This window comes from Arthrobacter sp. YAF17, assembly GCF_052113365.1.
GTDB lineage: Bacteria > Actinomycetota > Actinomycetes > Actinomycetales > Micrococcaceae > Arthrobacter.
Genome location: NZ_JBFRDB010000015.1, coordinates 57,802 through 81,546, shown reverse-complemented (window position 1 = coordinate 81,546; position 23,745 = coordinate 57,802). Strand labels below are relative to the sequence as shown.

Here is a 23,745-nt window from a genome sequence, read left to right as displayed (position 1 = left end):
GGGTTCCCCAGGATGCTGACCCTGGAACAAGTTCAGGAGGTCCTGAACGTTAAAAGTGCACTGGTCTATTCGCTCGTTCGCAGCGGCGAGCTGCCCGCCGGGCAGTTCGGTGGACGGGGTGTGTGGAGGGTGCGGGAAAGTGACCTCGCGGCGTATATCGAGGCAGCGTTCGAGAAGACCGCAGAGCGCATCGCGGCCGGTCAGATCAAGGATGACGACGTCACCACGGAAGACTAAAAGAATACGGATACGACGAAGGCCGGTACCTCGAAAAGGTGCCGGTCTTCGTCGTACAAGCCCACCGGAGCTGCATCTGCTCAATGGCTGAAAAGATCCAACCAGAGCGCCGCACCGACGTCGGAAGCGGCAAGTCTTGGACCACGGGAAACGTTGCTGTTCGCGACCGGTCAGTTTCCAGGCTGTGCATGGCCGCCGGTCCAGCTGGTGAGGTGAGAGTCAGAGGTTCCCTGGCGGTTGTGTACAGCCGGTCAGCTGGGTCCCGTCGTCCCCATGTGTGCGGGAAAAGCAGCGGAGCGATTGGGCTTTTGCCGTGCCCATGGAGGCGAGGGGCTACTACTCAGATCCGCCGGCAACTGGAACGGACTCCTGCGTGGCTTTCCGGCCACGCGGACGCCCGCCGGCCTTCTTGGCCGGAACGTCCAGACCGAAACCCCGCAGGTCCGAATCGGTCCAATCTGCGCGCAACGCTGCCTGATAGTCCTTAGCGTACTTTTGCTCTGCTGCGGCAAGCAGCTGGGCAGCCTCCTGGACCTCAACGCCACTGGCAGCGGCCCTCTTCACGGCGTTCACTTTCGTGTCCCTGGCGGCGTCGATCTTCGCGGCGGCCTTAGCGGCAATGTCGTTGATATCCATACCCAAACCCTACCGGGCAGGGCCGACACTCGATTCGAGGTTTTCCGGGACCAAGTGCGAAAGGCGTAAAAACCTCGAATAAAGACCGACCGGAGCAAGCTATACATTTACACGGGTGTAAATGGCGTGTCGCTCCCGCGCCTGCGGCGGTTTGCTTGGCACACTCGTTGGTGTGGTCCCCGGTTTTCGGGGTCGCTGCGCTGGGCTTTCAAGGGATGGGGAGTGCGTGACTGAGCAGAATGAGTCCCGTCCGCGCCTGTCCAAGCGCCGCCGTGAGAATTCGCCGGCGGGGACGAAGAAGCGCCGCGAGGTGTGGGTCACCGTGGAGGAAGAAGCCGCACTTGTCGCCAGAGCCGAGCGGGAGAAGGTCACCGTCCCGAACCTCCTGATTTCAACAGCGCTCTCGGAGTACGCTGAATCACCGACGGAGCGCCGCGCCATTGCAGCGGAACTGATGTCCCTGCATAATCTGCTTGCCCGGTCCTCGAATAACATCAACCAGCTTGCCCGGCAGGCCAATGCGACCAGCGAGTTCCCCGCTGAAGCCCGTGAAGCGCTGAAGCACATCCGCACTGTGGCCATGCGAATTGACGACGCCATTGACGGGCTGATGTAGGGATGATTCCGAACATCACCCGAGGTTCGCGGATGGGCGGGCTCATGGTTTACCTGGCATCGACCGATGCAAACAAGACGAAGAACGCCCACACCGATCCGCACCTGGTGGCAGGGGATGCGGCGATCATGACGTGGTACGACGACGGCGTGCTGGACCGCGACGACGCCCTGGCGATTGCCAAGCACCTGGACCGTCCGCGCAAGATGTTTGGCGTCTCGGTTCAGATCAAAGACATGCAGTGGGACGCGGCCAAGAAGGAACGCGTACACGTCGGGTACAAGGACGCCAGTGTCTGGCACTGTTCGCTGAGTCTGCGCGCCGAAGAGAGCGCACTAACGGATCAGCAGTGGGGCGATATCGCCAACGACTTCGTGGACTCGATGGGCTTCACTGAGGCCAGCGGCAAGGCACGGTGCCGGTGGGCTGCGGTGAACCACGGTACGTCCGAGAACGGCAACCACCACATTCACCTGGCAGTCTCTCTAGTCCGCGAGGACGGCACCAAAGTCTCCACCCACGGTGACTACAAGCGTGCGCAGGAAACCTGCCGTGAACTTGAGGTCAAGTACGGGCTGGAACAGCTCTCCACCGTGCACGCCGCCCGTGGATACGACCGTGCCGAGAAGGCGACCGCCGTCAGGGGTGACCGCGAGATGCACCGGTCATCACTGGCACGGAAGGTACGGGCCAGCGCCAGCGCATCAGGGACCGAGGCGGAGTTCGTCCGGCGTGCACGCGACACCGGCCTGCTGGTGCGGCCGCGGTTTGCGAAGCACACCACCGACGTCGTTGTCGGGTACTCCGTAGCCGAACGCCCCACCAAGGGGGAGCGTCCGATCTGGTTTGGCGGCGGGACCCTCGCCTCTGATCTGAAGCTCGGCGCCCTCCGTGAGGAATGGCCCGACACCCCGCAGCTGGCAACGGAGGCCGCTGCGGAATGGAACGCTGCGGCACACAACAGGCGCACGGTCTCCAGGACCGGCCCCGAGAACGCAACGCCGCCACCGGAGGCGTGGGTGGAATACACCCGCAACGCGGCCGCCCTGGCTGATCAGCTGCGCACCATTCCGCGTGATGATCACGCGACCTGGGCGAAGGCTGCACGGGACGTCTCCGGGGCGTTCGCTGCATGGTCGTACCGGCTTGAACCGACCCCGGGGCCGTTAGCGGCCACCGCTGCTGAACTGTCCCGCACGGCCCAGTTGCGAGCACCACGGCAGCACAGCAAACCTGTCGCGCTGCCATCCATTGCCGGTACGGCCATGTTGTTCATGGCCGCGTCGAGCAAGGACAAGACTGCCGCCCAAACGGCACTCATGGTGCAGCTGATCAACACCGCCTTTGCCGTGTATGAGATGCACGCCCAGTCCGGGCGAACCCGTGAGGCCCAGCGCATTCGGTCGGTGGTCGAGGAACGGCTCGCCCCGTTCACCGGCACCATGCCCAAACCGGTTTTGGTCGGTGCCGGGCAGCAGCCGGCCCCCGACGCAGCAGTGGCGCCGAGGGCGATCGACATCGCCCGGCGCGGCATGGTCCCCATCCGTCCCGGATCAGCGGTGCCAACCACGCCAACACCGGCGGCGCCGACCAAGACCTCCCAGCCCAGCCGACGCGACTCCGGGTCTGGCCTCGACCGATAGAGACCACCACCAACTGCAAGGGGAACAGCATGAGTGAATCAGATGGAATGGATGACGTCTTGGACGGCGGTCTGCGGCAATCGCTGATGATCGCCTCACGCATTGCCGAGACACTGGCACGCGGCCGGCAGGAATCCCAGCGGCAGCAGGAACACCAGGATGCTCAGGTGGCGCACGAAGCACAGGCACGGCTCGCCGCAGAACGCAGCGCCGCCCATGCAGCCCTGGCACCCGTGGATAAAGACCAGTGGTGGGACAAAGCCCAGCCCCATGACATCGCTACGGCACACGCCGTCGCGGAAGGCTGGAAGAACCACGACCCAACCGCACTCGCCGCCTCGGAAAAGATCCGACTGGAAGTACTCACCCGCTATGGCATCGACACCCACGACGTCGGCACAGACACCGCCTACCTGGAATCAGGTATTCAGAGCATCACCACAGGGAAGGCCAGACAGGACGAGCTGGCACGCAGCCAGGAAGAGACCCGCAAAGCCGCCGTCGAACACGAGAAGGCCATGCAGCTGCTCGCCGCGGCCCGCGCCGAAGAACTCCGCGCACAGGCCGCGACACTGACCCCGGAAATGGAACGCCTCCAGGTACCCACCGAGTATCTGGCCAACCCCGAACTGGCCCAGGCACTGCAGACCGCACACAGCGCGAAGACCCCCGCGGCACTGGAAGCAGCCGACGCAACCGTGCAGGAACGCCTGTTCCTCATCGGCAAGGACGGCATCAATGGCCCCGACATCGACCAGCTTCGGAAAGAGACCACCGCGAACGTCAACGGCGCCGCCGACTCCCACTTCGAGGACCCCGGGTTCGTCAAAGCCGCCAAGGAGATGCACGAAGCCAAACTCCTGGCAGAGGGCGGGTTTAAAGGCTCCGGGCGGACGCCTGTCGGACAGCGGTACGAACGAGCCGAAAAGGAACTCTTCGCCCGTATGGGAGGACTCGGCCGCGAGATAGAAGACCGCGTCACCGGCAACAACAGCAGTCGACTCACAGACCAAGGACTCACAACGGAGAACACGTCGTCCGCCGGCTACGGCTCGGCCGAACACCACGAGAAGTTCGCTGAGTCCCTGGCAAACACCGGCGCGAATGAAACCCAGATACGCGGCCGCCTTGCCGCAGCCCGCAGCGAGGGCACCCACCCCAGCGCCGCCGTCATCATGGGTAAGGGCGCAGCCAAGGCCAGGAAGTCCCACACAGGGGCAGCCGTCGGCGCCGAGCGCGGTAAGAACGGGCTTGCGCGTTAAATTGGTCGCGCAAGGAGGAGGGGCCTGCTTATTTGCAAACCCCTCCTTTTCGCGGCATTAGACGCCGGTATTGCTGGCGGGTATTCGCGTTATTTCGTTCGCCACGTTCCGTGAGCAACGCGCTCAGGCATCATGGTCGGCGCGTCTAGGGTCTTCTCTGCCGCATCTGCGAACCAGCCCACCCATCTGTCCATGAACTCGCTGGTATCGTCCCTGTCGATTTCTGTGACTGGCCACGCAACCTGGCCGACCCCGTAGACCCCGGAAAAGTATGGGCCCGCCTCACCGGGCTTACGTGAGAAGGGTGAAAGGTCCTCGTGCACATGGCCCGGCCGTGTGCTCATGAAGGCCATTTCGTACCATCCGTAGTCTCCTGCTTTGTGTGCATCACAGAACCACAAAGAGTGGCTACGGCCTATCCAGCCGCGGATACTGTGGCGATCACGGTTAACACTGACTACGGCACTGCTGATGACGTCGAACGGGCCGTCCCAGTCCGGTTCTGGCACAGGTCGGCTGAGCCCAAGTTTGGCTCCTCCGAGGTTGGCAGAGAAGATCATGTTCGGGGGGTTTTGGAAGGTGGCAGACGTCGCGTTGTCCGCAATTTCTTCGTACAACGGCTGAGAGATTGATTCGAACATTGCCACTGATGATTCGAAGAGACGGGTTCTCTTTGTAGCCAAGTCGTCCATGACCCGCCGCTCTGCATGAGCCTGCGCCTGCCGGCTCAGCACTTCAGTGTCGAATTTGGCCAGCCTGCGTGTGCCAGCGAGGTTGGGTTCAAGCCTCGCCTTCTCAAGTCGCAACAGGATGTTTGCCGGTCTCGGCCGCGCTTCCGGTGCTTTGTTGAGGCACTCCATGATGATGTTTCGCAGACGGGTAGTCCCTCCGGTTATCGGTGTGGGAGTGACCGTTAGATGCTGGTTCCGGTAGTCGCCTTGCATAGGCCCAGGGAACGGCCGATGACCTGCCACCACTTCATAGGCCATGACTCCAAAGGCATAAACGTCTGCAGCTGAGCCGGCTCGCTCCAACAGCCATTGTTCAGGAGCTGCATATGGTTCGCTCACGGAAAATTTGCGTGTGTCGGCAGCGGTCTTTGCATCCGCATATCGGGCAATGCCAAAGTCAGCGAGACACCATTTGCCGTCCAGCAGCAGCACGTTTGCCGGCTTCAAGTCCCTGTGGATGACTTCGTTCTCAATGCTGGCCAAAGCCTGAGCCACGTCCGTTAAGATTTGGACGCATTCCCCGAGTTCCAGGTGATTGCCCTGCTCAAGGCGCTGGGCTAGCGACATCTCAGCGCGTGGCATAACAAGTACCCAGCAGTCATCGTGCTCGCCAAAGTCCAGGACGGGAACAACGTTGTTGTGCGTCGCCGCCCCCAGCGACTCCCCAATGAGCATTTCTCGGGTAGCTCCCGGGTCCTTTTTCACAAACTTCGCGACAGCATCTTTTGTCTCCGAGTTCGAGGCGAAGTACACCTTGCCGAATCCGCCTTCGCCGTCTGGGAGGGCCGACCCGCGGGTCCATGTTGTTCTATCGAGCTTGATCTGCATGAAGCCACGCTACAGCGGTTGTGGACAACGCACTCACCGTTGAAACCCCGTGCCCACGGAAGAGGGAGACTGCCTGTTGGCAGCGGGGCGGAAGGGGCCCCATTGAGAAAGGCGACTTAGTCGTTCTCCCATTGCAGCCCGAGGAGACGGAAAGCGTTGATGATTTCCGGGCTGTCGTGCTGCAGTGATTCTTCGCCGGTTACATCATGGATGTTCGGCGTGACCGGTGGATCACCGGGGCGTTCGAAGATGGCCCAGAGCTGGAGATCGTCACCGTGACGGGAGGCAAAAGTGACGCCTTCGAAGTCTGTCATCTCGTAGAGCCACGCCGCGACAGCCTGGGTCAGGCGCCGGGGCCGGGCGTCCTTCAGGGCCGCGGCGTCAAAGTCAGCCAGACCCAGGCTCAGGGCCAGGCCGATGAAGTGCGGGTACAGGGCCGCGACGCTGCCCGAAGCGGTCACGGCACAGTACTGCCCGGACAGCTCTGCGGACGCGGCAGCGCGCACCTCGAGCCACTCCCTGGGGACCTGCCCCGGGGTGATGGTGGGGTGTAGGACCTTATCCTCGTCGTCCTCAACGATCTCGTCCAGCTCCATGCTCAGCCGGGCATCCTTGCGGAAATGCGCCAGAACCTCCAGCAGGCACGCCAGGAGGGAAGAGCCGGCGTAGATGGTGCGGAAGTTGCCGTGGAGGTCGTCCCACCGTCCCGGGAACCGCCCGTCGGTGGCCCATTCCCAGCCGCTCCATGCCCACGGTTCCGGGCGGAAGCCGACACGCCAGACCTTACCGGCGGCCTCGGCCGCGGTCAGTTGCGCAGAAACCACCGATTAGCCTGCGGCCGCGAACGCGCGGGCGGCGGCCAGCACCTGCGGGCCGGCGTCGTCCAGCTGGCCTTCGCGGAGCAGACGCGCCGGCGCGACGTCGTCCAGCTGCGGGTTCATGCCCTGGAACCAGGCCTGCACCACGGCCCGGGAATCACGCTCCGCGAGCAGGGCGGCCACGTGGTAGGCGGTGCGGAGCCGGTGCATCACGTCGGTGGAGGGTTTCCGTTCCCCGTCGGCCCACTGCCGGACGGCCCTGGTTTCCTTCACGGAACCGATGTACGCGACCAGTTTCGCTCCCAGGAGGTCCCTCAGATCCCGGACCAGCACGTCGTCGGCCAGCCGGATGGAATCCTGGTGTGCCTTCAGCCCGCCGCGGGCGCCTGTTACTGCAGTCATAGTTCATAGTCCCACGAAAAGGCTCACTGAATCAAGGGTCCAAACACATCCGAAATCACACCCAGAATCACCGATAACCGTGATTATGACAAGCTGCGGGCCAGAAGGGGTTGCCGGTAAGGTCGGCAACCCGCCCAAAAGTTGGCGGCCAAAGGCATCCAACTCCCCGTTCTCACAGGGGCGCAGATCATGGAGTCGAGGAGTCCGCCGAATTGTTCGAAGCCGCTTACCTCGAGCACGCCAGACGCAAAGGCCGACGTCCTACGAGTCGAAGGGTGACGGTGTCGAACAGAATCCCCCAAGCGCGAGTGGACCTGCACGCAGTGCTGGTCAAACATCTGGGGTCTCCATCGCCGAGGGGACGCCGGTGCCGCACTCCATCCTGCGGTTGGACGAAATTGAGGCGCAGAACAACGTCTCCCGCTCGGTAGTACGGGAGGTCACGCGGGTGTTGTCCTTTAAGGCATGATGGAATCCCGACGGCGTCTGGGCATGGTGGTGCAGTCGGAGGAATACTGGAACGTCGGAGCCGTTCTCAGGGGATGTAGAACCTCCGAGGTGAAGTCGCTCATCAGTTTCTCGTACGGGGGCAGTCCCCCTGATTGGCTTGCGCCGCAGGAACCCATGGATAGCTACGCGTTCTGGTTGATCTCCTGGAGTGTCTGGGACACAATCTGTGTAGCGAGGTCTTGGGCCAGAGAGGGGTTCCTGTCCACAAGAGCCTGCGCCAACTCAAAATGCAGTTGCACGGACCCTACTTCCAGCGTGGTGCTGGGGAGATAATTTCGGACGTGCAGTACTGCACTAATTGTCTCTGCAAACTGGGCCATCACCAGATTTTCTGCACCTTCAAGAAGCAGTCGGTGAAACGAAGCGTCTGCATCGAAGAAAGCGAAGCTGTCGTTGGCCCGCAATGCTTCCCTCATGCCGACGGCGGATTTGAGGAGCTCAGCCGCTGATTCGTCGCTCATGCGTGTCGCTGCAAAGCGGGCCGCTATGGGTTCGACTCCAAGACGAAGTTCCAGGAGCTCACGCTGCTGGTCGGCCGCCCCGGGCCCGAGTCCCCGCCACTTTATGATTTGAGGATTGAGGATGTCCCAATTGGACATCGGCAGCACTCTGGTGCCAACTTGAGGGCGGGACTCCAAGAGGCCCATCGAGCTCAGGGTGCGAACACTTTCGCGTACCACGGACCGGGATATGCCGAAGCGTTCGGAGAGCTGCTCTGCGTAAACTATTTGGCCGACCCCCATACGTCCATCTGCGATCTCCTGTCCCAAGGTCTCGACGACCTGGGCATACAGACCAGTGCCCGTTCTGTGGCGGCGCTGAGACTCCCCGCGCGGATCATGCCCTGCCTGAGTCAATGGCCTACGACCTTCTTTCCAGCAACTGTGGTCCCTCGAACCTGCATACTTATCATATCTGGCATTCTGACGTCGGAACAGCGCCGTTTTCCTCAAGAGCTGTGACCTAGGAGTGCCGGTGTAAGAAACTGCTCCAGGACTACGGACGGCGAAGGCCCATTTCTCCGAGGGAATACCCGGCTGAGGTCGCCGCACAGGGGCGGAGGCTCCCTTCCGGGAGACCCCCAGCGCAGCGCGTTGGGCCGCAGTCTTCCCCTGCGCTCAAGTTGAGCAGTCGGGAAGGTGTGTCCACTCTGCAGCGCCGCGGGCGGGTGGCCTGCTTCGAGGATCCGTGCCACCTGATGGATGAGTCCTCTCATGATGCATCCCGGCGCCGATGATGGCCGCAATACGTATCCGCACTTGGAATCCCGACCTGCGTCATCCGGGCGGCCAGAAGCGCCTTCGCACCCCGGCTTAATGCCACTAGCGACGGGCCCAACCCGAGGATCGTATTGATTTCATCGTGCAGGCGGCAATCTGTTCGAACCGTTGACATGCCCGGTCGGGCGTCCTTGAGGTGCGAGGGGCGGATGTTGGGATCGAGACAGACGACCGCTTTATTACCGGCCGATACGAGAACATCAGTTACATCCGGAGTGCTTTGGTCAGGAAACGCGAAGGCGGAACCAAGATGGACTGTGTCTGGCGGTGGATCGGATGTTCCGGTGGGATGGCCCAGTTGATCCAAAATTCGTAGCTCGCCGACCGGTCGGAACCAAGGCATGGCGGTGGATGGTCCGACGCCCGAATCAACGCCGGTCACGAGCCCGACGCCGTTCGCCCTAGGTGATCCGAAATCACGTTCCCGTGGGGATTATGGCCGATCGACATTAGGAGGTGCGTAGTGTTGTTGAGGCGCGAGACCGGGAGCTACGTTGGCCGGAGACCCTGGGACGAGCGGAAGGTTTGAGGCCATCAAGGAGGGCGATGTCCATGATGGCCTCACCCACGACCAGTGGCTCAAGGCCGGACTTGGTACGACCGCCGTCCACTTTCATTCTGTTCCAGACGTTCCAACCGACTCCTTTCGCCACTAATGATGCGGGCCTCCTGTCTCCGACGCCACCGACTCCTGACAGCTCCCGCTGCACGTCGGTTTAGCTGGAGGGCACCATGACGGACTTAATGTTCTTACCGGATTCCATCGCTTCGAAAGCTTCTTCCCATTGTTCTAGCGGGTAGACGCCTCCGAGCACCGATTGCGGGTCCAGCTTCTTGGTGGCGAAGAGTCCCAACACTTTTTCCCAGGTGTTCCAACTGTGTGAAAACGAGCCATAGAGAGTTACCGCTTTGGCCACCAAGGGGTCGAGGTTAAATCCGAGCGGCTGAGGTCCCCAACCGATCTTCACGATGGATCCGAAGGGGCGAACGAGCTCCAGGCCTTGTTTGAGCGCGATGCTGACGCCTGTCGCGTCGACGACAAGATCGGCGCCAAGACCGTCTCCGATGGTGGTCAGCAGCGCAGCCGGATCAGTTTGCTGGATGTTTAGGACGTGGTCCGCCCCCATCTGCTTCGCCTTCTGCAGGCGCAGCTCGTCATTGTTCGTTCCAAGGACGATGGTTGTACCAGCGCCACGAAGCTGAGCAATCTGAAGTGCCAGGGCGCCAATGGCTCCGAACCCTTGAATAACGACAACATCTCCCGGATCGACGGTTGCCCGCTCCACCAGAGCGTTGAAAGCGACGGCAAAGGGTTCCGTCAAAGCGGCTTCTTCGAAGCTGACGCTGTCGGGGATGCGGTGAAGGACACGCGGCTCCGCCAGCAGATATTCCCCGAATGCTCCGTCGCGCAGGTTTCCGAATCCTTCACGGTACGGGCATAGGTTGTAACGTCCGGTACGGCAGAGCGCGCATTGGCCGCAAATTGAAGCTGCAGTTTCACACACAACCCGATCGCCGACATTCCATCCAGTTACGTCGGGGGCAACCGCCGTAATGACTCCTGCCGTCTCATGCCCCATGACTACGGGGATGGATATGTCCCAGCTTTGATTGTTGCGCCACATATGTACGTCTGACCCGCAGACGCCTACCGCCCGAGTGGCGATGACCACGTGCCCCGGCAGCATCTGGGGCTGAGGCACATCCCGAACCTCAATGTCGCCGTCTCCGTATCCGTATTTGACTATCGCTTTCATGCGTTTGCCTTTCTCGCGGTGTCGATTGATGGTTGGTTCAGGGATGTCGCGCCAGCTAAGGCTCTTGCTTCTTCGTGGGCTTTGACACGCAATGCTGTTGACCCCCCAAAATAGAGATCCCGTGCCTCCCGGAGGTATTCCACGGAGGCCCTCATCTCGTCCATGCCGTTGACGCCGTCCTCAATGCTGATCCAGCCGTCGTAACCGGCCGTGCTGAGCGTGCTGAAGATGCGGTGATAGTCGTTGAGTCCCTGCCCGATCACGCCGTGCTGCAGATCCGGGGAGTATCCGATGGTTCCGTCGCTGCTGCGCAGCGAATCCAGTGTGGCGCCGGGCGCGAGCCGGCGATCGGATGCCTGCATGGTGACGACGCGGTCCAGGACCAGATCAAGGAAATCTGCCGAGTCACTTCCGGCAGTGATGGCGTTCGAGGGGTCGTACTGCACGCCGAAGTGGGCGCGTTCATCGATTCTGGAAAGCAGTTCGAGAAAGACGTCCGCCTTTTGGGCGAATTCAGGGTATTGCCAGAATCCGTCTTTGTAATGGTTCTCGATGGCTAGGGTGATATCGAGTTCCTTTGCCAACGGAATGAGCGACTGGATGTTTTCGGTCGCCCAATCGAGTCCCTGCTCTATCGCGACACTGGGATGCCGCTGACCTGACAGTACGCGCGTACTTGCGCCTGGGCCTCCGAGTTGGCGGGTGATGTGCATGATCTCGACCTGGCGGTCATGCTCGCGGGCGCGCACGTCGCGCTCCGGGTGGGTGAAGTCCGGAGATGCGCACATCATAGGCATCGCAAAACCTGCATCGGCAAGAGCATCACCCACGCTGGCGGTGAAACCGTCGTCTTCGTCCTCGAAGAACAGTGAATACAGCTCGAGGCCTTCGACCGGCAACGTGCGGGCCAAGGCTATCCATTGGAACACCGTCATGCTCTTGTGTTTGACCAAGGCATCGAGTTCCCCCTTGGGGAAAACGCTGATTCGCATTGTCGACTTCCTTCTCGTTGATGGATCCGAATCAATCAGTATGCTAAGTATGATCTATCTGATAAGAATACTCTATAAGTTTTTCTGCTACGGCACACAGACCGGTGCCGAAACGCGACAGTCACAGATACGGCGGACCGCAATGGATGCCCCGACCGTGTCCCACAGCCGAAGGAAGACCATGACGTCCATATCTACATCAACATCCATCCGGGGGCTCTCACGTGAGGGGCTGATGCGTCCGCTCGTCCAGATTTCCCTTGATCTGACGAACAACAAAGAGGCCCTCGAGACAGCGGCCATAGCTGTCGAGGCAGGCGCCGACTGGATAGAGGTTGGCACCCCACTGATCCTTGCGGAGGGGCTGCACGCTGTCCGGGCCCTTCGCAAAGAGTTTCCGGCACATCCGATCATCGTCGACCTTAAGACCATGGATGGCGGTTACCTCGAGGCGGAAATGATGGGTGACGCCGGTGCGGACGCCGTGATAGTCATGGGGCAAGCCCACGACGCAACGATCGAGCGGGTCATTGAAGCCGGTGAAGCGTTTGGAATGCTGGTCATGGGCGATGACTTAGGAGCAGCCGACCGGGTTGCCGAGTGCATCCGGCTTGAGTCGCTCGGGGTCGGGATGGTCGTTCACCACATCGGGTTTGACCACCGAAACGCCCATCCCGAATTAGGCCTCACGCCTCTGACCGACCTGTCCGCGATCGTCGCGGCAACCACCGTTCCAGTACAGGCAGTGGGCGGTCTGAGCTTGGACCAGGCCGTCAGCTGCCCGGGACTCGGCGCGCCCGTCGTGGTGTTCGGCGCGCCCTTGGCCATCGATGGCAAGGCGTTCACTGCGGGGTCCAATCTGTTGCCGGTGCTCACTGAAGCCTGCTCACGGGTCCACACCCAACAAATTCGCTACCCGGCGAGGTAGCCAGGAGGCGCGAAGACTTGCAATGACAGTTCCAGCCGGATGGCGGGGCCCGGGTGGGCCCCGCCATCCGCCGTTATCGCGCAGAAGCGGGGACCGGGCGCCCAGGATTTGAAGAATCTCCGCTATTGGCGGTGCAGATCTCAGAAATAGCCGGTGTGTTCACCTGGTCGTAGTCCCCGCGCCGGCATGGATTTCAGACTTAGGGTCCGGGCGGTCTGCCAGCGGTGTGCCAGTAACCCTGCCTATCTCCCCTCCCACAGGGTGTCCTGTTCTTAGCGCATAGCTGGCGATGATCGCCTGACTGGTGAGGACGTCCTGCTGCGCTCCGTCGACTCCGGTAAGGGGTTCCCTTCCCTCGGTGATCATTTCGGCAAAAGCCTCGAGCTGAAGTTCAAAGGCCTCCGCGATGCGGCGGAACTCGGTGCGGGCTTCCGCAGCGCCATTGGACGCATACCGGGTGAGGACCGTTGGGGTGTGCAGGAGGTAGGGCGATGGAAAAGCAAGCTCAAAGCTACCGGCCCCGTGCACGGCGTGGACGGTTTCCCGGTAGGCCGGGTAGTCGTGGAGATAGTGCCAGTTCATGAGAAAGCGTGTTTCGCCGGACAGCGAGCCGGCGACGCGAATTGAGGGTGGCCAGTTACCGAGGCCTCCAGCGTCCCGACCGGTTTCCCGTTGCTGCCGGGCCGAACGCTGCCGCCAGATGTCCGCGTATTCAACGTCGGGCACGGAACCAAAGAGACGTCGAAGAACGGACATGTCATGGGAGAGGCTAGACATCAGGCAGCCGGCGTACACACGCCAGAGTTGGTCGTCGCCGTCGCCGAGAGCGATCCCTTGGAGCCGGCGGTCCTCCGCGCGGAATTCCTCAATTACGCTTGGTTCGATGTCGGGACCGGCTGGAATGAGGTGAGCGAAATCTAGCTGGGACTGACCAGTCGGGTGGAGCACCGTGACGTCCACGGTCCTAACGTCATCAGTTTCCTCTAGCAGTTCCGTCAGGCGGGTCACCGCCGGATCGTACTGCTTCATATAGCCCACCATCAGGCGCGGCGTCTGTGCGCCCGACAGCAGGGGGCGTATCGATTGGAGCTCAGCGTGGGTGAAGGCGAGCGGCTTCTCGCACAGCACGGCGATTCCCCGTTCGAGGGCAGCCGTTACGATGCGCTCGTGTGAGCCGCCGGAGCAGATCAGGATGGCATCGACGCCGCTTTCGTCCAATAGGGACTCGACGGACTGGAATCGTCCCTCCCGGGGAACTCCGAAGACATCCCCCACGGCATTGAGCAGAGATGAGGAAATATCGATGATCGCCGTGAGGGTGAACAGCTCGGGGCGGCGTCTGATCAGTGGCAGGTGCACGCTTTGGGCCACGGCCCCCAGGCCGACGACTCCTATTTTGATGGCTGGCGCCCTGTTCATCGGTTGTCCCTTTCGAGGAGTGACTGCGAGTGTGCGGTTGGATCAAAATGGAACGGTGTCACCGGAAGGCCACGGATGCCGACGTCAGCCGAGAACAGGCTGCCGGCCAGCAGGTCTTCACCGTCGGCGAGGTTCTCTCGTGAGGTGGTGATATACAAGGTGCTGAGGTCGGGTCCTCCGAAGGTGCAGGACGTTACTTGGCGGGCGGGGACGTGTACAACTTCGTCCAAGCGGCCGTCGGGAAGGTACCGGCGCACGGAATGTCCACCGTACATGGCAGCCCAGACTCCACCGTCCTCATCTACCCAGATCCCGTCCGGGGTTCCGTCTTCGGCGGGAATGTGCACAAGCGTTCTGCGTTCACTCAGATCCCCACTCCCCGTGACGGTGAAGGCGTCGATCGTTCCCAGTGCACTATCGACGTAGTAAGCCCGGTCGCCGCCAGGGCTGAAGCCTATTCCGTTGGAGATGCTGACGCTGGGGAGGACAGTGTGTGATTCACCGGAGGCACCGACTTTGAACAGGCTCCCGCCGCCGGGTTGTTGGTCGTAGGACAGCGAACCAATGAGCAGGGAACCGTCCGGTGCGCACGTGCCTTCATTGAGGCGGCTGCCTTCTCCGACCAGCGGACCGGTCAGGTTCTCGATGGTGCCACGGCGCTCGTTCCAAAGTGCCACGCGGCGCTCGATAGCAACAATGCTCAGTCCGTCACCACAGGGACGAATCATCGCGGCAATGGACCCGAGCCGGTGCCGAACCACGTCGCCGGCTGCCGGGATGTCGAGGACATCGCCGCACAACATGTCGACGCAACGCAGACCTCCCCACGTGTCGGACCATACGGCGCCTTCGCCATGGTAGGTGACAGGGTCTGTGTACTGCGCAGCTCTAATCACCCCAACCGCCCCACACTTTCCGGGTGCCGGAAATAGCCACAGCAAGATAGAATTCCCGGGACATTTGTCAAACCTGGTTGCTGAAGGCGGCGTCGAAGGAGGTGTTCGACGCCGGGAAGTCGTACTTTTTGAGGGCGGCGAGGGCTTCGGGGGCGCCGTGCAGGCGGTCCATGCCGGCGTCTTCCCATTCGATGCTGATGGGGCCGTCGTAGCCGATCGCGGTCAGGGCGCGGAAGGACGATTCCCAGGGCACGTCGCCTCGGCCGGCGGAGACGAAATCCCAGCCCCGGCGCGGGTCGCCCCAGGGCATGTGGGAGCCCATCACGGTGTTCCGGCCGGTGGGCCGGAGCTTGGTGTCCTTGCAGTCCACGTGGTAGATCCGGTCTTTGAAGTCCCAGATGAAGGAGACCGGGTCGATGCCCTGCCACATGAAGTGGGACGGGTCCCAGTTCAGCCCGAAGGCTTCGCGGTGGCCGATCGCCTCGAGGGTCCGGACGGTGGTCCAGTAGTCGTAGGCGATCTCGGAGGGGTGGACCTCGTGGGCGAAGCGGACGCCGCATTCGTCGAAGACGTCCAGGATCGGGTTCCAGCGGTCGGCGAAGTCCCGGTAGCCGGCCTCGATCACCCTATTCGGGACGGGCGGGAACATCGCGACGTACTGCCAGATGGAGGAGCCGGTGAACCCGACGACCGTGTCGACGCCGAGGGCCTTGGCGAGCCGGGCGGTGTGCTTCATTTCCTCCGCGGCGCGGGTGCGGACGCCTTCGGGGTCGCCGTCGCCCCAGACTCTGGTCCCGACGATGGCCTCGTGGCGGAAGTCGATCGGGTCATCGCAGACGGCCTGGCCCTTGAGGTGGTTGGAGATGGCCCAGACCTTGAGGTTGTACTTTTCCAGCACGGCGAGTTTGGCCTCGACGTAGCCGGGTTCGTCCCAGCGCCAGGCGTCCAGGTGGTCCCCGGAGACGGCGATTTCCAGGCCGTCGTAGCCCCAGCCGGAGGCAAGGCGGGCGACTTCCTCGAAGGGCAGGTCGGCCCACTGGCCGGTGAAGAGGGTGTACGGGCGGGGCATATCAGATCCTCGTAGGTTGTTGAATGGAAGAAGTCAATGGCGCTGCACCTGCCGGGTGCTTCGCGTGGCCGGCAGGTGCTGAGGCGACGCTCTCCAGGAGTGTCAGAGGGCTAGCGATTTCAGCGTGTCGCGGATGTACGCGTCGGACGCCCGCACCTCCTTGCCGATCTTTTCGAGGCTCCACCCATGAGTCCCGTGACACTTAACGCTGGCAACGCCGTCGTAGCCTGACCGGCTCAGTTCCGCAAGAAGAAACCGGTGGTCAAGAGTTCCATCGGGTCGAGGGAGCTGCTTGTCGCCGGGGCCGAAGTTCAATCCATCCACGCCCCTCTTGTAGTTACGGTCAATGTCCCAGATGTAGTAATAGAAGAGCCTCTTGCGTTCTGCGAGAAAAGCGATGATCTCGCTGATGGTTTCCTCCATTACCCACAGGTGCGGCGGGGCAAGGCAGATACCGAGATACGGGTCATCAATATCGCGGAGGAGGCTCTTGATCTGGGCAAAGGTATCCACGCCCGCATCCCATCGCTGGTCCTCGTTCCCGCCTGCCTCGAAATCGGCTGAGAAGGGGACCGTCAAGTGGTTTTCCACAGCAATGCGGACGCCGGCCTTCGCGCCTGCTTCCACGATGGGGGGAAGGAACGATCCCACAAAGTCCTCATAGTGGGCTTCACAGTCGAACGTCACGGTGTCGATTCCGAGTTCCGAGGCGAACTGGATCCTCTCCAGGATTTGATCTTGGTTGTTGCCGTAGACGGTCAGCCCGCACGGCTGAATCTTGTATTTGTCCAGGATCGCCAGAATTTTTTGGGGATTGTCCTCGGGGCTGATGTGATGGGCCAACGGACTTACCGATGACCAGAGGTTGACCTCCTTAAAGCCGATTTCGGCCAAGTCCCGGATTGCGTCCTCGAACGCGATGTCATGGTACGGCAAGATTTCTGCAGCGTAGCGAAGCAAGGGGTAGTCCTTTCGGTAGTGCAGGGTTGACAAGCAAGAAATTAGGACCAGACGAAGACGGCCTTTTCCGTTTCGCGGCGGTCAAAGGCGAGGAAAGCAACATCCGCCTCCTCGATGTTGAACTCGTGGCTGATGAGCGCTTCGACGTCGATGTTCTTCGTCTCGACAAAACGTACGATTTCTTGCCAGTCACTGATTGGGAAGTACCAGCCACCCACCACGGTGAGCAGCTTGCGGATAATCTGATCACTCGGGTTAACTTCGGTTTTGCGTGATTCGCCCACGAAGGCCACTGCCCCCATTTTCGCCGCGGCATCGAGGGCGGTGTTTTGCCCTCCCGGGTTGCCCGAACAATCGATGCTAATGTCGGCGCCCCTCCCGTCGGTGAGCTGACGGATGGCCTGAACAGCGTCTGTTTCCATGCTGTTTACAGTTTCATCCGCGCCCAGACGTGCAGCCTGTTCGAGGCGTGATTCGAGGACGTCCACGGCGATTACACGGGCCCCGAACGCTTTGGCCGTGAGAACTGCCGCGGAGCCCATCGGGCCGAGTCCTATCACCGCGACTGTCTGGTTGCCTGTTACTCCGAGCCGCTTCTGCACGGCGTATTGGCTACCGATCATGTCCGTCATGACGGCTCCGGCTTTGAAGCTCACATGCTCGGGCAGAGGAAGGGCGTTGCGGGCAGGAATCACAAAATATTCGGCGTCACCACCGCCGATGTCCACGCCGAAGCATTTCCATTCGGGGCAAAGCATGGAGTAGCCCTTGGTGCAGTACTCGCAATGCCCGCAACCGATGGCCAAGTGTGCCGCCACCCGGTCTCCGATAGCAACCTTCGATACTGCGCTCCCTATTTCTACGACGATGCCCGCCGCCTCGTGTCCTGGAACGGTTGTGCCGAGGGCCACGTCTGCTCCGCCGACGACAGGGTTGCCGTCGTACAGGTGAAGGTCGCTGCGGCATATGGCCGATGCCATGGTTTTTACCAGGACCTCGTCGGGGCCGGGAGTGGGACGCTCCTTATCCACAACGAGGACCTGCTTGTTGCCTGGCAGGGATACTGCTCTCATGCTGTCTACTCCGTATCGGTTGGGCTATTTGACTGCGCCAAAGGTCAAACCGGCGACCATTTGGCGCCTGAGGACGATCATCAGCACCAGAATAGGGGCGACGATCAGGGTCGCCGCTGCGGTGATGTTCCCCCAGTCCGTGCCATACATGCCGGTGAATTGCTGCAGGCCTACGGGGGCGGTCTTGGCGCCGCTGCGGGTCAGTGAGAGAGCAAACAAGAACTCGTTCCAGGACAGCACGATGGTCAGCACCGCGGCCGTTGCCACTGACGGGACCAGTAGCGGCCATATGATCCGCCGCAACACCTCCCACGTCGAGGCTCCGTCGACCATGGCGGCTTCCTGGATCTCGTAGGGCAGCTGCAGGATGGAGCTCCGCAGGATCCAAACCACGATGGGGAGATTGAACGCGGCGTAGGGGACGATCAGAACTGCATAACTGTCGATCAGGCCCAGCCTTCCGGCGAAGACGAAGATCGGAATCACCGCCACAATGGGGGGAAACATGTAGGTGGACAGAATCCAGGACGAAAGCCCTTTGCGGGCCCTGAAGTCTCTCATCGTCAGGGCATAGGCTGCGGGAACACCGACGGCAATGGCCAGGATCGTTGCCCCGAGGCTGACGATCGCACTGTTGAGCAGCAGCTGGCCAAAGCTTTCTGATTTGCCGCCGCCGGACGACAGGACGGAGGCATAGTTATCAAGCGTGGCTTCGAAGATCCAGGCCGGAGGTATCTGGTTGGCGATTCCGGATGGCTTGATGGACGTGAAGACCATGAACACTAGCGGCACAAGTCCGATGAGCAGCCAGGCCCAGAGGAACGCCCGCCCGACAACGATACGGGCTAGAACTCCGCGGCGGTTTGATGATGAAACTTTTGTCACTATATTTCCTCCGGGTCTGATCTGCGCCCTATGACGCGCAACATGAACGGCACGAGAAGGGAGAGAATGATCAGGAAGATCACGCCCAGTGCACAGGCCAGGCCGACGTTGAAGCTCTGCAGGCCGACTCGGTAAATGCCGAGATTGATAATTTCAGTGGATTCACCTGGGCCGCCTCCAGTGAGAATTTTGAAGGAGTCGAAGGTCTTAAAGGCTTGGATGGTGCGCAGCACTGCGGCGATGGCGATGAAGGGCACCATGGCTGGCAGGGTGATGTGTCGGAACATCTGCCAAGGACTGGCCCCGTCCACCATGGCTGCTTCGCGTGGTTCCCCCGGAAGGGACTGCAGCCCTGCCATCAGAATAAGGGTGACGAATGGAGTCCATTGCCATAAGTCAAGGATTACGAGCACAATCCAGGCCGAGGTCGGATCGCCGAGCAGATCAACCCCTTTCGGAAACCCCAGCACGCCCAGGTAGTACCCAACCCAGCCATAGTTTGGATTCAGCAACTGCTTGAAGATCATCCCGGCCACCGCTGGCGTGACGGCGAAGGGCAGCAGCATTAGCGCGGCGCCGACTTTGTTCCCTGGTGTTTGTGCGGCGAGGGGTAGGGCCAAGGCGAATCCCAGCAGCATTTCAAGAACTACAACGGCAGCCACGAATCCAAGCGTGATCAGCAGCGCGTGCTGATTGGAGGGGTTGGTCAGGGCTTCAACGAAATTGTCGAGCCCTACGAACTTTCCGGCGCCGCCCAAGATTTTGTCGTTTCTAAAGGCGGAATAAAAGATGAATATGGTGGGCGCGATCGTCATGATGAGCAGGACGATCATGGCGGGGGCCATGTACGCCCACGGCACATATTTTTTCTTCGGGGCGGGGGACGGGCTTGGCCCGTACGCGACGCCGCTGTGTCGCGTACGGGTCAGGCTGCCATCCGGTGCACTCTCGTCTGCGAATACGGCAGTAGTTTTAATGATGGTTCTCCTCTGCGTGCCGTGCCGGGCAGCGCTTAGTTCCCGGCGGCCTTCAGCAGCGTCAGGACCTTGGTCTCAGCAGCTTTGAGAGCGTCCGATGGCGATGCCGATCCCGTGACCGCGTTATTGACGGCTATGGCGACCTCATGGCTGACTTCGGTCCAGTTAGTTAGACGTGCACGTCCCACGCCCGTCGCCAGGGACTTTCCGAGCGTGTCGTAGTAGCCCGCCAGCGGGTTGTCCTTCTTGATGCCGGCGTAGACGGACTCTCGGGTGGGATGGAGTGCCTTTGCGGTCATGGACGTTTGCTGCTCAGCGGCGGTCAGCCAGCTGATTGCCTGATAGGCCCATTCCTTGTTCTTGGAATTCTTGTTGATGGACAGCATCCAGGTGCCGAACTGCGGCCCGGTCGAAACCCCGTGCGGGGTGGGGGCGTAGCCGATGGTGCCACCCTTGACGTTGTCTGCGAGCTTGAAGTCGTGGAAATTGATGGTCATTGCCGTCAGGCCGCTGCTGAAGGAATCGGCGATGGTTACCCAGTCAGCCGAATTGCTGCCAGGGGGAACATGTCCGCTCTGCGCCAGCTTGGCGTAGTAAGTTAGTGCGGCGACACCCTCAGGAGTGTTGAAGGTCGGCTTCATGTTCTCGTCGACGAGCGTCCCGTTGCCGCCGTAGGAAGCCAACAGGGTTTTGAAATCGTCTGTTGCCGTGGTGACCCCAGCCATGACTGTGGTGCCATAAAGCTTCTTATCAGGCTGCGTAAAGAATTCGGCAACCTGCGCGTACTCGTCCCAAGTGGCTGGAACCGTCAGGTCGCGGCCGTACTTGGCCTTGAAGTTTGACTTCTGCGTTGGATCGTTGAATAGATCGGAACGGTACGCCATGACCGCTCCATTGGACTGAATGGGCAGACCGTAAATATCGAAGCCGGCCTTGGTGATATTCGCGGTGTCCGGCTTGGCGGTGGAATCCGGGAGACGCTGGGCCGGTGAATCGGCCTTGTAAACGGCAGTGTCGTTGAATACCTTGGGAATGAAATCACCGAGCGCGGACTGCGGGCTGGTCTTGTTCAGGGCTTCATTCTGCAGGTAGGAGCTGAGTGGTTCCAGGTTCTGCACTACGCCGGGCGCCCATGGTGTGTCTACTACGACCATGTCGTAGTAGCTGCTGCCTGCGGCGAATTCCGAGAAGACTTTTTGCTGCAGCGCGTCGTACGGCATGTTATCGATCTTGAGATCGACTCCGAATTTTTCCTTGAACTGAGGCGCGATGGACGCCAGTGCGGCGCTGTTGGCCTCGTCGGTTGTATAGAGCACGCGAAGTTCGGTGGGTTTCGCTGCGTTGGCATTGGGTGCTGGAGGGGCCGATGAGCATGCGCTGGCTAGCAATGTCGCACTCAGTGCGGCGGCCATACCTGCGGCCAGACGGAACTTGGTTCCACGCCCGTTGTTGGTGATCTTCATTGATACCTTCTTATGTTGTAGTGTTGCTGCGGTTCCCCGGCTGGGATGGGTCAGGCCGGAATCTGTTGCCACGATCGGTCCCGCGCTGAGCGCTGAACCGCTTCGGAAAGGTGGACGGCGCGGAGGCCATCAGCGAAAAGGGGCAGACCTTCGGGTACGGCGCCGGACCCAATCGCGGTGTACGCGTCCCGCATAAAACTATTGAAGGCGTCTTGATAACCCTCAGGATGTCCTGCCGGCAGCGTCGAAAGGCGCGCTGCCGACGGATGGAGAGCATCAGGATCCCTGACGAGTGTCCGAGAACCGTCACGGCGGCCTATCCAGAGCGTCTCCGGTTGCTCCTGATCGAAAACCAGGCTTTCGACGGTGCCTGATATTGACAGAAATAGCCGGTTCTTCCGCCCTGGAGCAACCTGGCTTACCATGAGCGTGCCGACCGCTCCTCCGCGCGTTTCGAAAAGGACGGCAGCTAGGTCCTCGGTGCGAATCGCTTTGTGTGTCGTCCGCTCTCCGAAAACTGTCCGCGTCAAAGCTGACAACCGCATAATCCTGTCGTCCATGACGAACTCGATGAGGTCGCAGAGGTGTGATCCAATATCAGCAAAGGCACGGGATGGGCCTCCCAGGGCCTCATCTACTCGCCAATTGTCATCCTGGCTCGACAGCAGCCAGTCCTGGAGATATTCGCCTTGGACGTTCAGTACCGTGCCCAGCTGCCCGGTGCTGACCCTCGCCCTCGCCTCTCGAATCATCGGATGGAACCGGTAAACGAAAGGAACGGCTGCTACCAGTCCGGACCTGCCGGCAAGATCGGTGAGGAACAGAGCGTCCTCCGCTGAAGTAGCCAGCGGCTTTTCACAAATGACGTGCTTGCCGGCCTCAAGCGCCGCTGCCGCGAACCGGACGTGCGTGGTGTTGGGTGTGCAGATGTGAACGACATCGATGGATTCATCGGCGAGCATCGCGTCGAGAGAATGATAGGCGGCGCCGAGTCCCAATGCATCGGCGGCCCGTTCCGCACTGGCGGGGGATGAAGAGCATACAGCTGCAGGCGTGCCGAGGACCGCGCGGACGGCCCGGCTATGAACCCCCGACATGAAGCCTCCTCCAATGAAGCCAGCGCGCACTGTCTTCAGTTTGGTTCCGTCAGTGATAGTCATGAGCCAAGTATTACTTATATCACTAGGCATATGTCAAGGTTTATAAGATTTACTTATGGTGTTGCCGCAAGAAGCAGTATTGCCCCTCCTAGTTCGACGGGCACCGCCCGCCCTGACCCGCAACGGAACCACCCCGTCTCCGCTCAGCCTCCGTCCGAGGGCCCGCAACAGGTCCGCGGACGGTTCCAGAAAGGCCCTCCATGCTTAGAACCCATTCCAGCGACGCGCCCGCCAAGACCCCGGACGTCATCGTCATCGGCGAAGCCCTGATCGACATCGTTACTTCCGCCCAAGGTACCGTTGAGCGCCCGGGCGGATCACCGGCGAACGTCGCCTACGGACTCGGACGCCTCGGTGTCAGTACCGCCCTTCTGACGGCGATCGGCAATGACGAACGTGGCCGGGCAGTAGAGGCACATCTTCAGAGCGCCGGCGTCATGCTCCTCCCAGGCTCCACGTCCCAGAGCCGTACAGCCACCGCCACCGCCACCGTCGCCGCCGACGGCTCCGCCAGCTATGACTTCGACATCCACTGGGGGCTGCCGCCTATCGCCCCCCCATGCCTTCCCAAAGTGCTCCACACAGGCTCGATCGCTACCTTCCTTGCCCCGGGCGCAGCTGCCGTCAAAGCATTGCTGGAACAGTCCCACCGCGAATGCATGGTCACCTACGATCCCAACATCCGGCCCGCGCTTCTGGGCAGCCATGCTGAGGCCAGATCCATCTTTGAAGAGCTCGTGCCACTGACCGACGTAGTCAAGCTCAGCGATGAAGACGCCCACTGGCTTTACCCAGAGCTGCAGCTTGAGGACGCCGCTGCCCGGCTTCTCGGACTCGGCACAGGGCTAGCGGTGGTCACCAGGGGCTCCGAGGGCTCGTTGCTGGCGACCCCGGCCAGCCAACTGCATCTACCCGCCATCAGATCCGAGGTGGCGGACACGATCGGCGCCGGGGATGCCTACATGGCGGCCCTGATATACGGCTTGCTGGCACGGGGGACGGACGGGCTCACACCGGCCGTACTGGAGTCCATAGGCCTGACGGCGACCAAGGCCGCAGCCATCACCGTCCGCCGGCGGGGCGCCACCCCGCCCACAACGGAGGAGCTGCTCGCGGACCTGCCGGATTTGGCGACATCCGGCGCAGTCGTAGCGTAGTGATCTTGCCGGGGGATATTTGGAGTTTGCCGGGATCGGAAGTCGG

General features: G+C 61.4%; 23 protein-coding genes and 1 pseudogene. 6 read left to right on the top strand and 18 right to left on the bottom strand.

Annotated elements, in window-relative coordinates; translation table 11 throughout:
• Positions 1-237 (top strand): helix-turn-helix domain-containing protein (locus AB4Y67_RS13805; RefSeq protein WP_441406341.1); only part of this gene is annotated, 237 nt, incomplete at its 5' end.
• A 336-nt stretch (positions 238-573) separates the two neighbouring features.
• On the opposite strand, the gene AB4Y67_RS13800 is transcribed toward AB4Y67_RS13805, so the two are convergent.
• Positions 574-873 (bottom strand): hypothetical protein, encoded by a 300-nt coding sequence (locus AB4Y67_RS13800; protein WP_441406340.1) that lies wholly within the window; start codon positions 871-873, stop codon positions 574-576.
• 226 nt (positions 874-1,099) lie between these two features.
• Between AB4Y67_RS13800 and mobC the strand changes: the two genes are divergently transcribed.
• Genes mobC through AB4Y67_RS13785 form a run of 3 tightly spaced genes read left to right on the top strand, consistent with a single transcriptional unit; the run spans position 1,100 to position 4,394 of the window.
• Positions 1,100-1,489 carry a plasmid mobilization relaxosome protein MobC gene (mobC, locus tag AB4Y67_RS13795; RefSeq protein WP_441406339.1) on the top strand — a complete coding sequence of 130 codons (390 nt, stop codon included), beginning with the start codon at positions 1,100-1,102 and terminating at the stop codon, positions 1,487-1,489.
• Between the two features lie 2 nt (positions 1,490-1,491).
• Complete coding sequence (locus AB4Y67_RS13790) at positions 1,492-3,132, top strand: relaxase/mobilization nuclease domain-containing protein (protein ID WP_441406338.1); 1,641 nt, start codon at positions 1,492-1,494, stop codon at positions 3,130-3,132.
• A gap of 29 nt (positions 3,133-3,161) precedes the next feature.
• Positions 3,162-4,394 carry a hypothetical protein gene (locus AB4Y67_RS13785; RefSeq protein WP_441406337.1) on the top strand — a complete coding sequence of 411 codons (1,233 nt, stop codon included), beginning with the start codon at positions 3,162-3,164 and terminating at the stop codon, positions 4,392-4,394.
• 89 nt (positions 4,395-4,483) lie between these two features.
• On the opposite strand, the gene AB4Y67_RS13780 is transcribed toward AB4Y67_RS13785, so the two are convergent.
• The 8 genes and pseudogenes from AB4Y67_RS13780 to AB4Y67_RS13745 form a co-directional block, all read right to left on the bottom strand.
• The gene (locus AB4Y67_RS13780) at positions 4,484-5,953 is read right to left on the bottom strand and encodes a serine/threonine-protein kinase (protein ID WP_441406336.1); all 1,470 of its coding nucleotides are present in this window, start codon (positions 5,951-5,953) and stop codon (positions 4,484-4,486) included.
• A gap of 116 nt (positions 5,954-6,069) precedes the next feature.
• Positions 6,070-6,777: an RES domain-containing protein gene (locus tag AB4Y67_RS13775; RefSeq protein ID WP_441406335.1), complete on the bottom strand. Its 708-nt coding sequence runs from the start codon at positions 6,775-6,777 to the stop codon at positions 6,070-6,072.
• A gap of 3 nt (positions 6,778-6,780) precedes the next feature.
• Positions 6,781-7,173 (bottom strand): hypothetical protein, encoded by a 393-nt coding sequence (locus tag AB4Y67_RS13770; RefSeq protein ID WP_441406334.1) that lies wholly within the window; start codon positions 7,171-7,173, stop codon positions 6,781-6,783.
• A 632-nt stretch (positions 7,174-7,805) separates the two neighbouring features.
• Positions 7,806-8,282, bottom strand: coding sequence for a FadR/GntR family transcriptional regulator (locus AB4Y67_RS13765; RefSeq protein WP_441406347.1), 477 nt, complete (start codon positions 8,280-8,282; stop codon positions 7,806-7,808).
• 18 nt (positions 8,283-8,300) lie between these two features.
• Positions 8,301-8,735 (bottom strand): annotated as a pseudogene (locus AB4Y67_RS13760) (FadR/GntR family transcriptional regulator); the annotation flags it as partial.
• 160 nt (positions 8,736-8,895) lie between these two features.
• Positions 8,896-9,345 (bottom strand): hypothetical protein, encoded by a 450-nt coding sequence (locus AB4Y67_RS13755; RefSeq protein ID WP_441406333.1) that lies wholly within the window; start codon positions 9,343-9,345, stop codon positions 8,896-8,898.
• A gap of 334 nt (positions 9,346-9,679) precedes the next feature.
• Entirely contained in the window at positions 9,680-10,720 is a 1,041-nt protein-coding gene (locus tag AB4Y67_RS13750; protein ID WP_441406332.1) for a zinc-dependent alcohol dehydrogenase, read from the bottom strand.
• A complete protein-coding gene (locus AB4Y67_RS13745) occupies positions 10,717-11,712 on the bottom strand; it encodes a sugar phosphate isomerase/epimerase family protein (RefSeq protein ID WP_441406331.1) in 996 nt (331 codons plus the stop codon). The genes AB4Y67_RS13750 and AB4Y67_RS13745 overlap by 4 nt, the downstream gene beginning before the upstream one ends.
• A gap of 181 nt (positions 11,713-11,893) precedes the next feature.
• Here AB4Y67_RS13745 and AB4Y67_RS13740 point away from each other — a divergent pair, with 181 nt between their 5' ends.
• Complete coding sequence (locus tag AB4Y67_RS13740) at positions 11,894-12,640, top strand: orotidine 5'-phosphate decarboxylase / HUMPS family protein (protein ID WP_441406330.1); 747 nt, start codon at positions 11,894-11,896, stop codon at positions 12,638-12,640.
• A gap of 159 nt (positions 12,641-12,799) precedes the next feature.
• On the opposite strand, the gene AB4Y67_RS13735 is transcribed toward AB4Y67_RS13740, so the two are convergent.
• The 9 genes from AB4Y67_RS13735 to AB4Y67_RS13695 all read right to left on the bottom strand — a co-directional run bounded on the left by AB4Y67_RS13735 (position 12,800) and on the right by AB4Y67_RS13695 (position 22,542).
• Positions 12,800-14,059, bottom strand: coding sequence for a Gfo/Idh/MocA family protein (locus AB4Y67_RS13735; protein WP_441406329.1), 1,260 nt, complete (start codon positions 14,057-14,059; stop codon positions 12,800-12,802).
• Complete coding sequence (locus AB4Y67_RS13730) at positions 14,056-14,955, bottom strand: SMP-30/gluconolactonase/LRE family protein (RefSeq protein ID WP_441406328.1); 900 nt, start codon at positions 14,953-14,955, stop codon at positions 14,056-14,058. The genes AB4Y67_RS13735 and AB4Y67_RS13730 overlap by 4 nt, the downstream gene beginning before the upstream one ends.
• 67 nt (positions 14,956-15,022) lie before the next feature.
• On the bottom strand, positions 15,023-16,024 hold the full coding sequence (locus tag AB4Y67_RS13725; RefSeq protein ID WP_441406327.1) for a sugar phosphate isomerase/epimerase family protein: 1,002 nt from the start codon (positions 16,022-16,024) through the stop codon (positions 15,023-15,025).
• A 102-nt stretch (positions 16,025-16,126) separates the two neighbouring features.
• Positions 16,127-16,984, bottom strand: coding sequence for a sugar phosphate isomerase/epimerase family protein (locus AB4Y67_RS13720; RefSeq protein ID WP_441406326.1), 858 nt, complete (start codon positions 16,982-16,984; stop codon positions 16,127-16,129).
• A 41-nt stretch (positions 16,985-17,025) separates the two neighbouring features.
• Positions 17,026-18,057: a zinc-binding dehydrogenase gene (locus tag AB4Y67_RS13715; RefSeq protein WP_441406325.1), complete on the bottom strand. Its 1,032-nt coding sequence runs from the start codon at positions 18,055-18,057 to the stop codon at positions 17,026-17,028.
• Between the two features lie 24 nt (positions 18,058-18,081).
• Positions 18,082-18,942 (bottom strand): carbohydrate ABC transporter permease, encoded by an 861-nt coding sequence (locus tag AB4Y67_RS13710; protein ID WP_441406324.1) that lies wholly within the window; start codon positions 18,940-18,942, stop codon positions 18,082-18,084.
• Positions 18,942-19,775 (bottom strand): carbohydrate ABC transporter permease, encoded by an 834-nt coding sequence (locus tag AB4Y67_RS13705; protein WP_441406323.1) that lies wholly within the window; start codon positions 19,773-19,775, stop codon positions 18,942-18,944. The genes AB4Y67_RS13710 and AB4Y67_RS13705 overlap by 1 nt, the downstream gene beginning before the upstream one ends.
• A gap of 179 nt (positions 19,776-19,954) precedes the next feature.
• Entirely contained in the window at positions 19,955-21,382 is a 1,428-nt protein-coding gene (locus tag AB4Y67_RS13700; protein WP_441406322.1) for an ABC transporter substrate-binding protein, read from the bottom strand.
• Between the two features lie 50 nt (positions 21,383-21,432).
• Positions 21,433-22,542: a Gfo/Idh/MocA family protein gene (locus tag AB4Y67_RS13695; protein ID WP_441406321.1), complete on the bottom strand. Its 1,110-nt coding sequence runs from the start codon at positions 22,540-22,542 to the stop codon at positions 21,433-21,435.
• A 200-nt stretch (positions 22,543-22,742) separates the two neighbouring features.
• On the opposite strand from AB4Y67_RS13695, the gene AB4Y67_RS13690 reads away from it, so the two are divergent.
• Positions 22,743-23,699, top strand: coding sequence for a carbohydrate kinase family protein (locus AB4Y67_RS13690; protein ID WP_441406320.1), 957 nt, complete (start codon positions 22,743-22,745; stop codon positions 23,697-23,699).
• Positions 23,700-23,745 lie beyond the last annotated feature (46 nt).

Bases quoted from the DNA above. Each gene is read 5' to 3' on its own strand.
- AB4Y67_RS13790 (WP_441406338.1), top strand. From the start codon at position 1,492: ATGATTCCGAACATCACCCGAGGTTCGCGGATGGGCGGGCTCATGGTT.
- AB4Y67_RS13785 (WP_441406337.1), top strand. From the start codon at position 3,162: ATGAGTGAATCAGATGGAATGGATGACGTCTTGGACGGCGGTCTGCGG.
- AB4Y67_RS13745 (WP_441406331.1), bottom strand. From the start codon at position 11,712: ATGCGAATCAGCGTTTTCCCCAAGGGGGAACTCGATGCCTTGGTCAAA.
- AB4Y67_RS13735 (WP_441406329.1), bottom strand. From the start codon at position 14,059: ATGAACAGGGCGCCAGCCATCAAAATAGGAGTCGTCGGCCTGGGGGCC.
- AB4Y67_RS13765 (WP_441406347.1), bottom strand. From the start codon at position 8,282: ATGTCCAATTGGGACATCCTCAATCCTCAAATCATAAAGTGGCGGGGA.
- AB4Y67_RS13700 (WP_441406322.1), bottom strand. From the start codon at position 21,382: ATGAAGATCACCAACAACGGGCGTGGAACCAAGTTCCGTCTGGCCGCA.
- AB4Y67_RS13695 (WP_441406321.1), bottom strand. From the start codon at position 22,542: ATGACTATCACTGACGGAACCAAACTGAAGACAGTGCGCGCTGGCTTC.
- AB4Y67_RS13780 (WP_441406336.1), bottom strand. From the start codon at position 5,953: ATGCAGATCAAGCTCGATAGAACAACATGGACCCGCGGGTCGGCCCTC.
- AB4Y67_RS13770 (WP_441406334.1), bottom strand. From the start codon at position 7,173: ATGACTGCAGTAACAGGCGCCCGCGGCGGGCTGAAGGCACACCAGGAT.
- AB4Y67_RS13705 (WP_441406323.1), bottom strand. From the start codon at position 19,775: ATGATCGTCCTGCTCATCATGACGATCGCGCCCACCATATTCATCTTT.
- AB4Y67_RS13725 (WP_441406327.1), bottom strand. From the start codon at position 16,024: ATGCCCCGCCCGTACACCCTCTTCACCGGCCAGTGGGCCGACCTGCCC.
- AB4Y67_RS13740 (WP_441406330.1), top strand. From the start codon at position 11,894: ATGACGTCCATATCTACATCAACATCCATCCGGGGGCTCTCACGTGAG.
- AB4Y67_RS13715 (WP_441406325.1), bottom strand. From the start codon at position 18,057: ATGAGAGCAGTATCCCTGCCAGGCAACAAGCAGGTCCTCGTTGTGGAT.
- AB4Y67_RS13750 (WP_441406332.1), bottom strand. From the start codon at position 10,720: ATGAAAGCGATAGTCAAATACGGATACGGAGACGGCGACATTGAGGTT.
- AB4Y67_RS13800 (WP_441406340.1), bottom strand. From the start codon at position 873: ATGGATATCAACGACATTGCCGCTAAGGCCGCCGCGAAGATCGACGCC.
- AB4Y67_RS13690 (WP_441406320.1), top strand. From the start codon at position 22,743: ATGCTTAGAACCCATTCCAGCGACGCGCCCGCCAAGACCCCGGACGTC.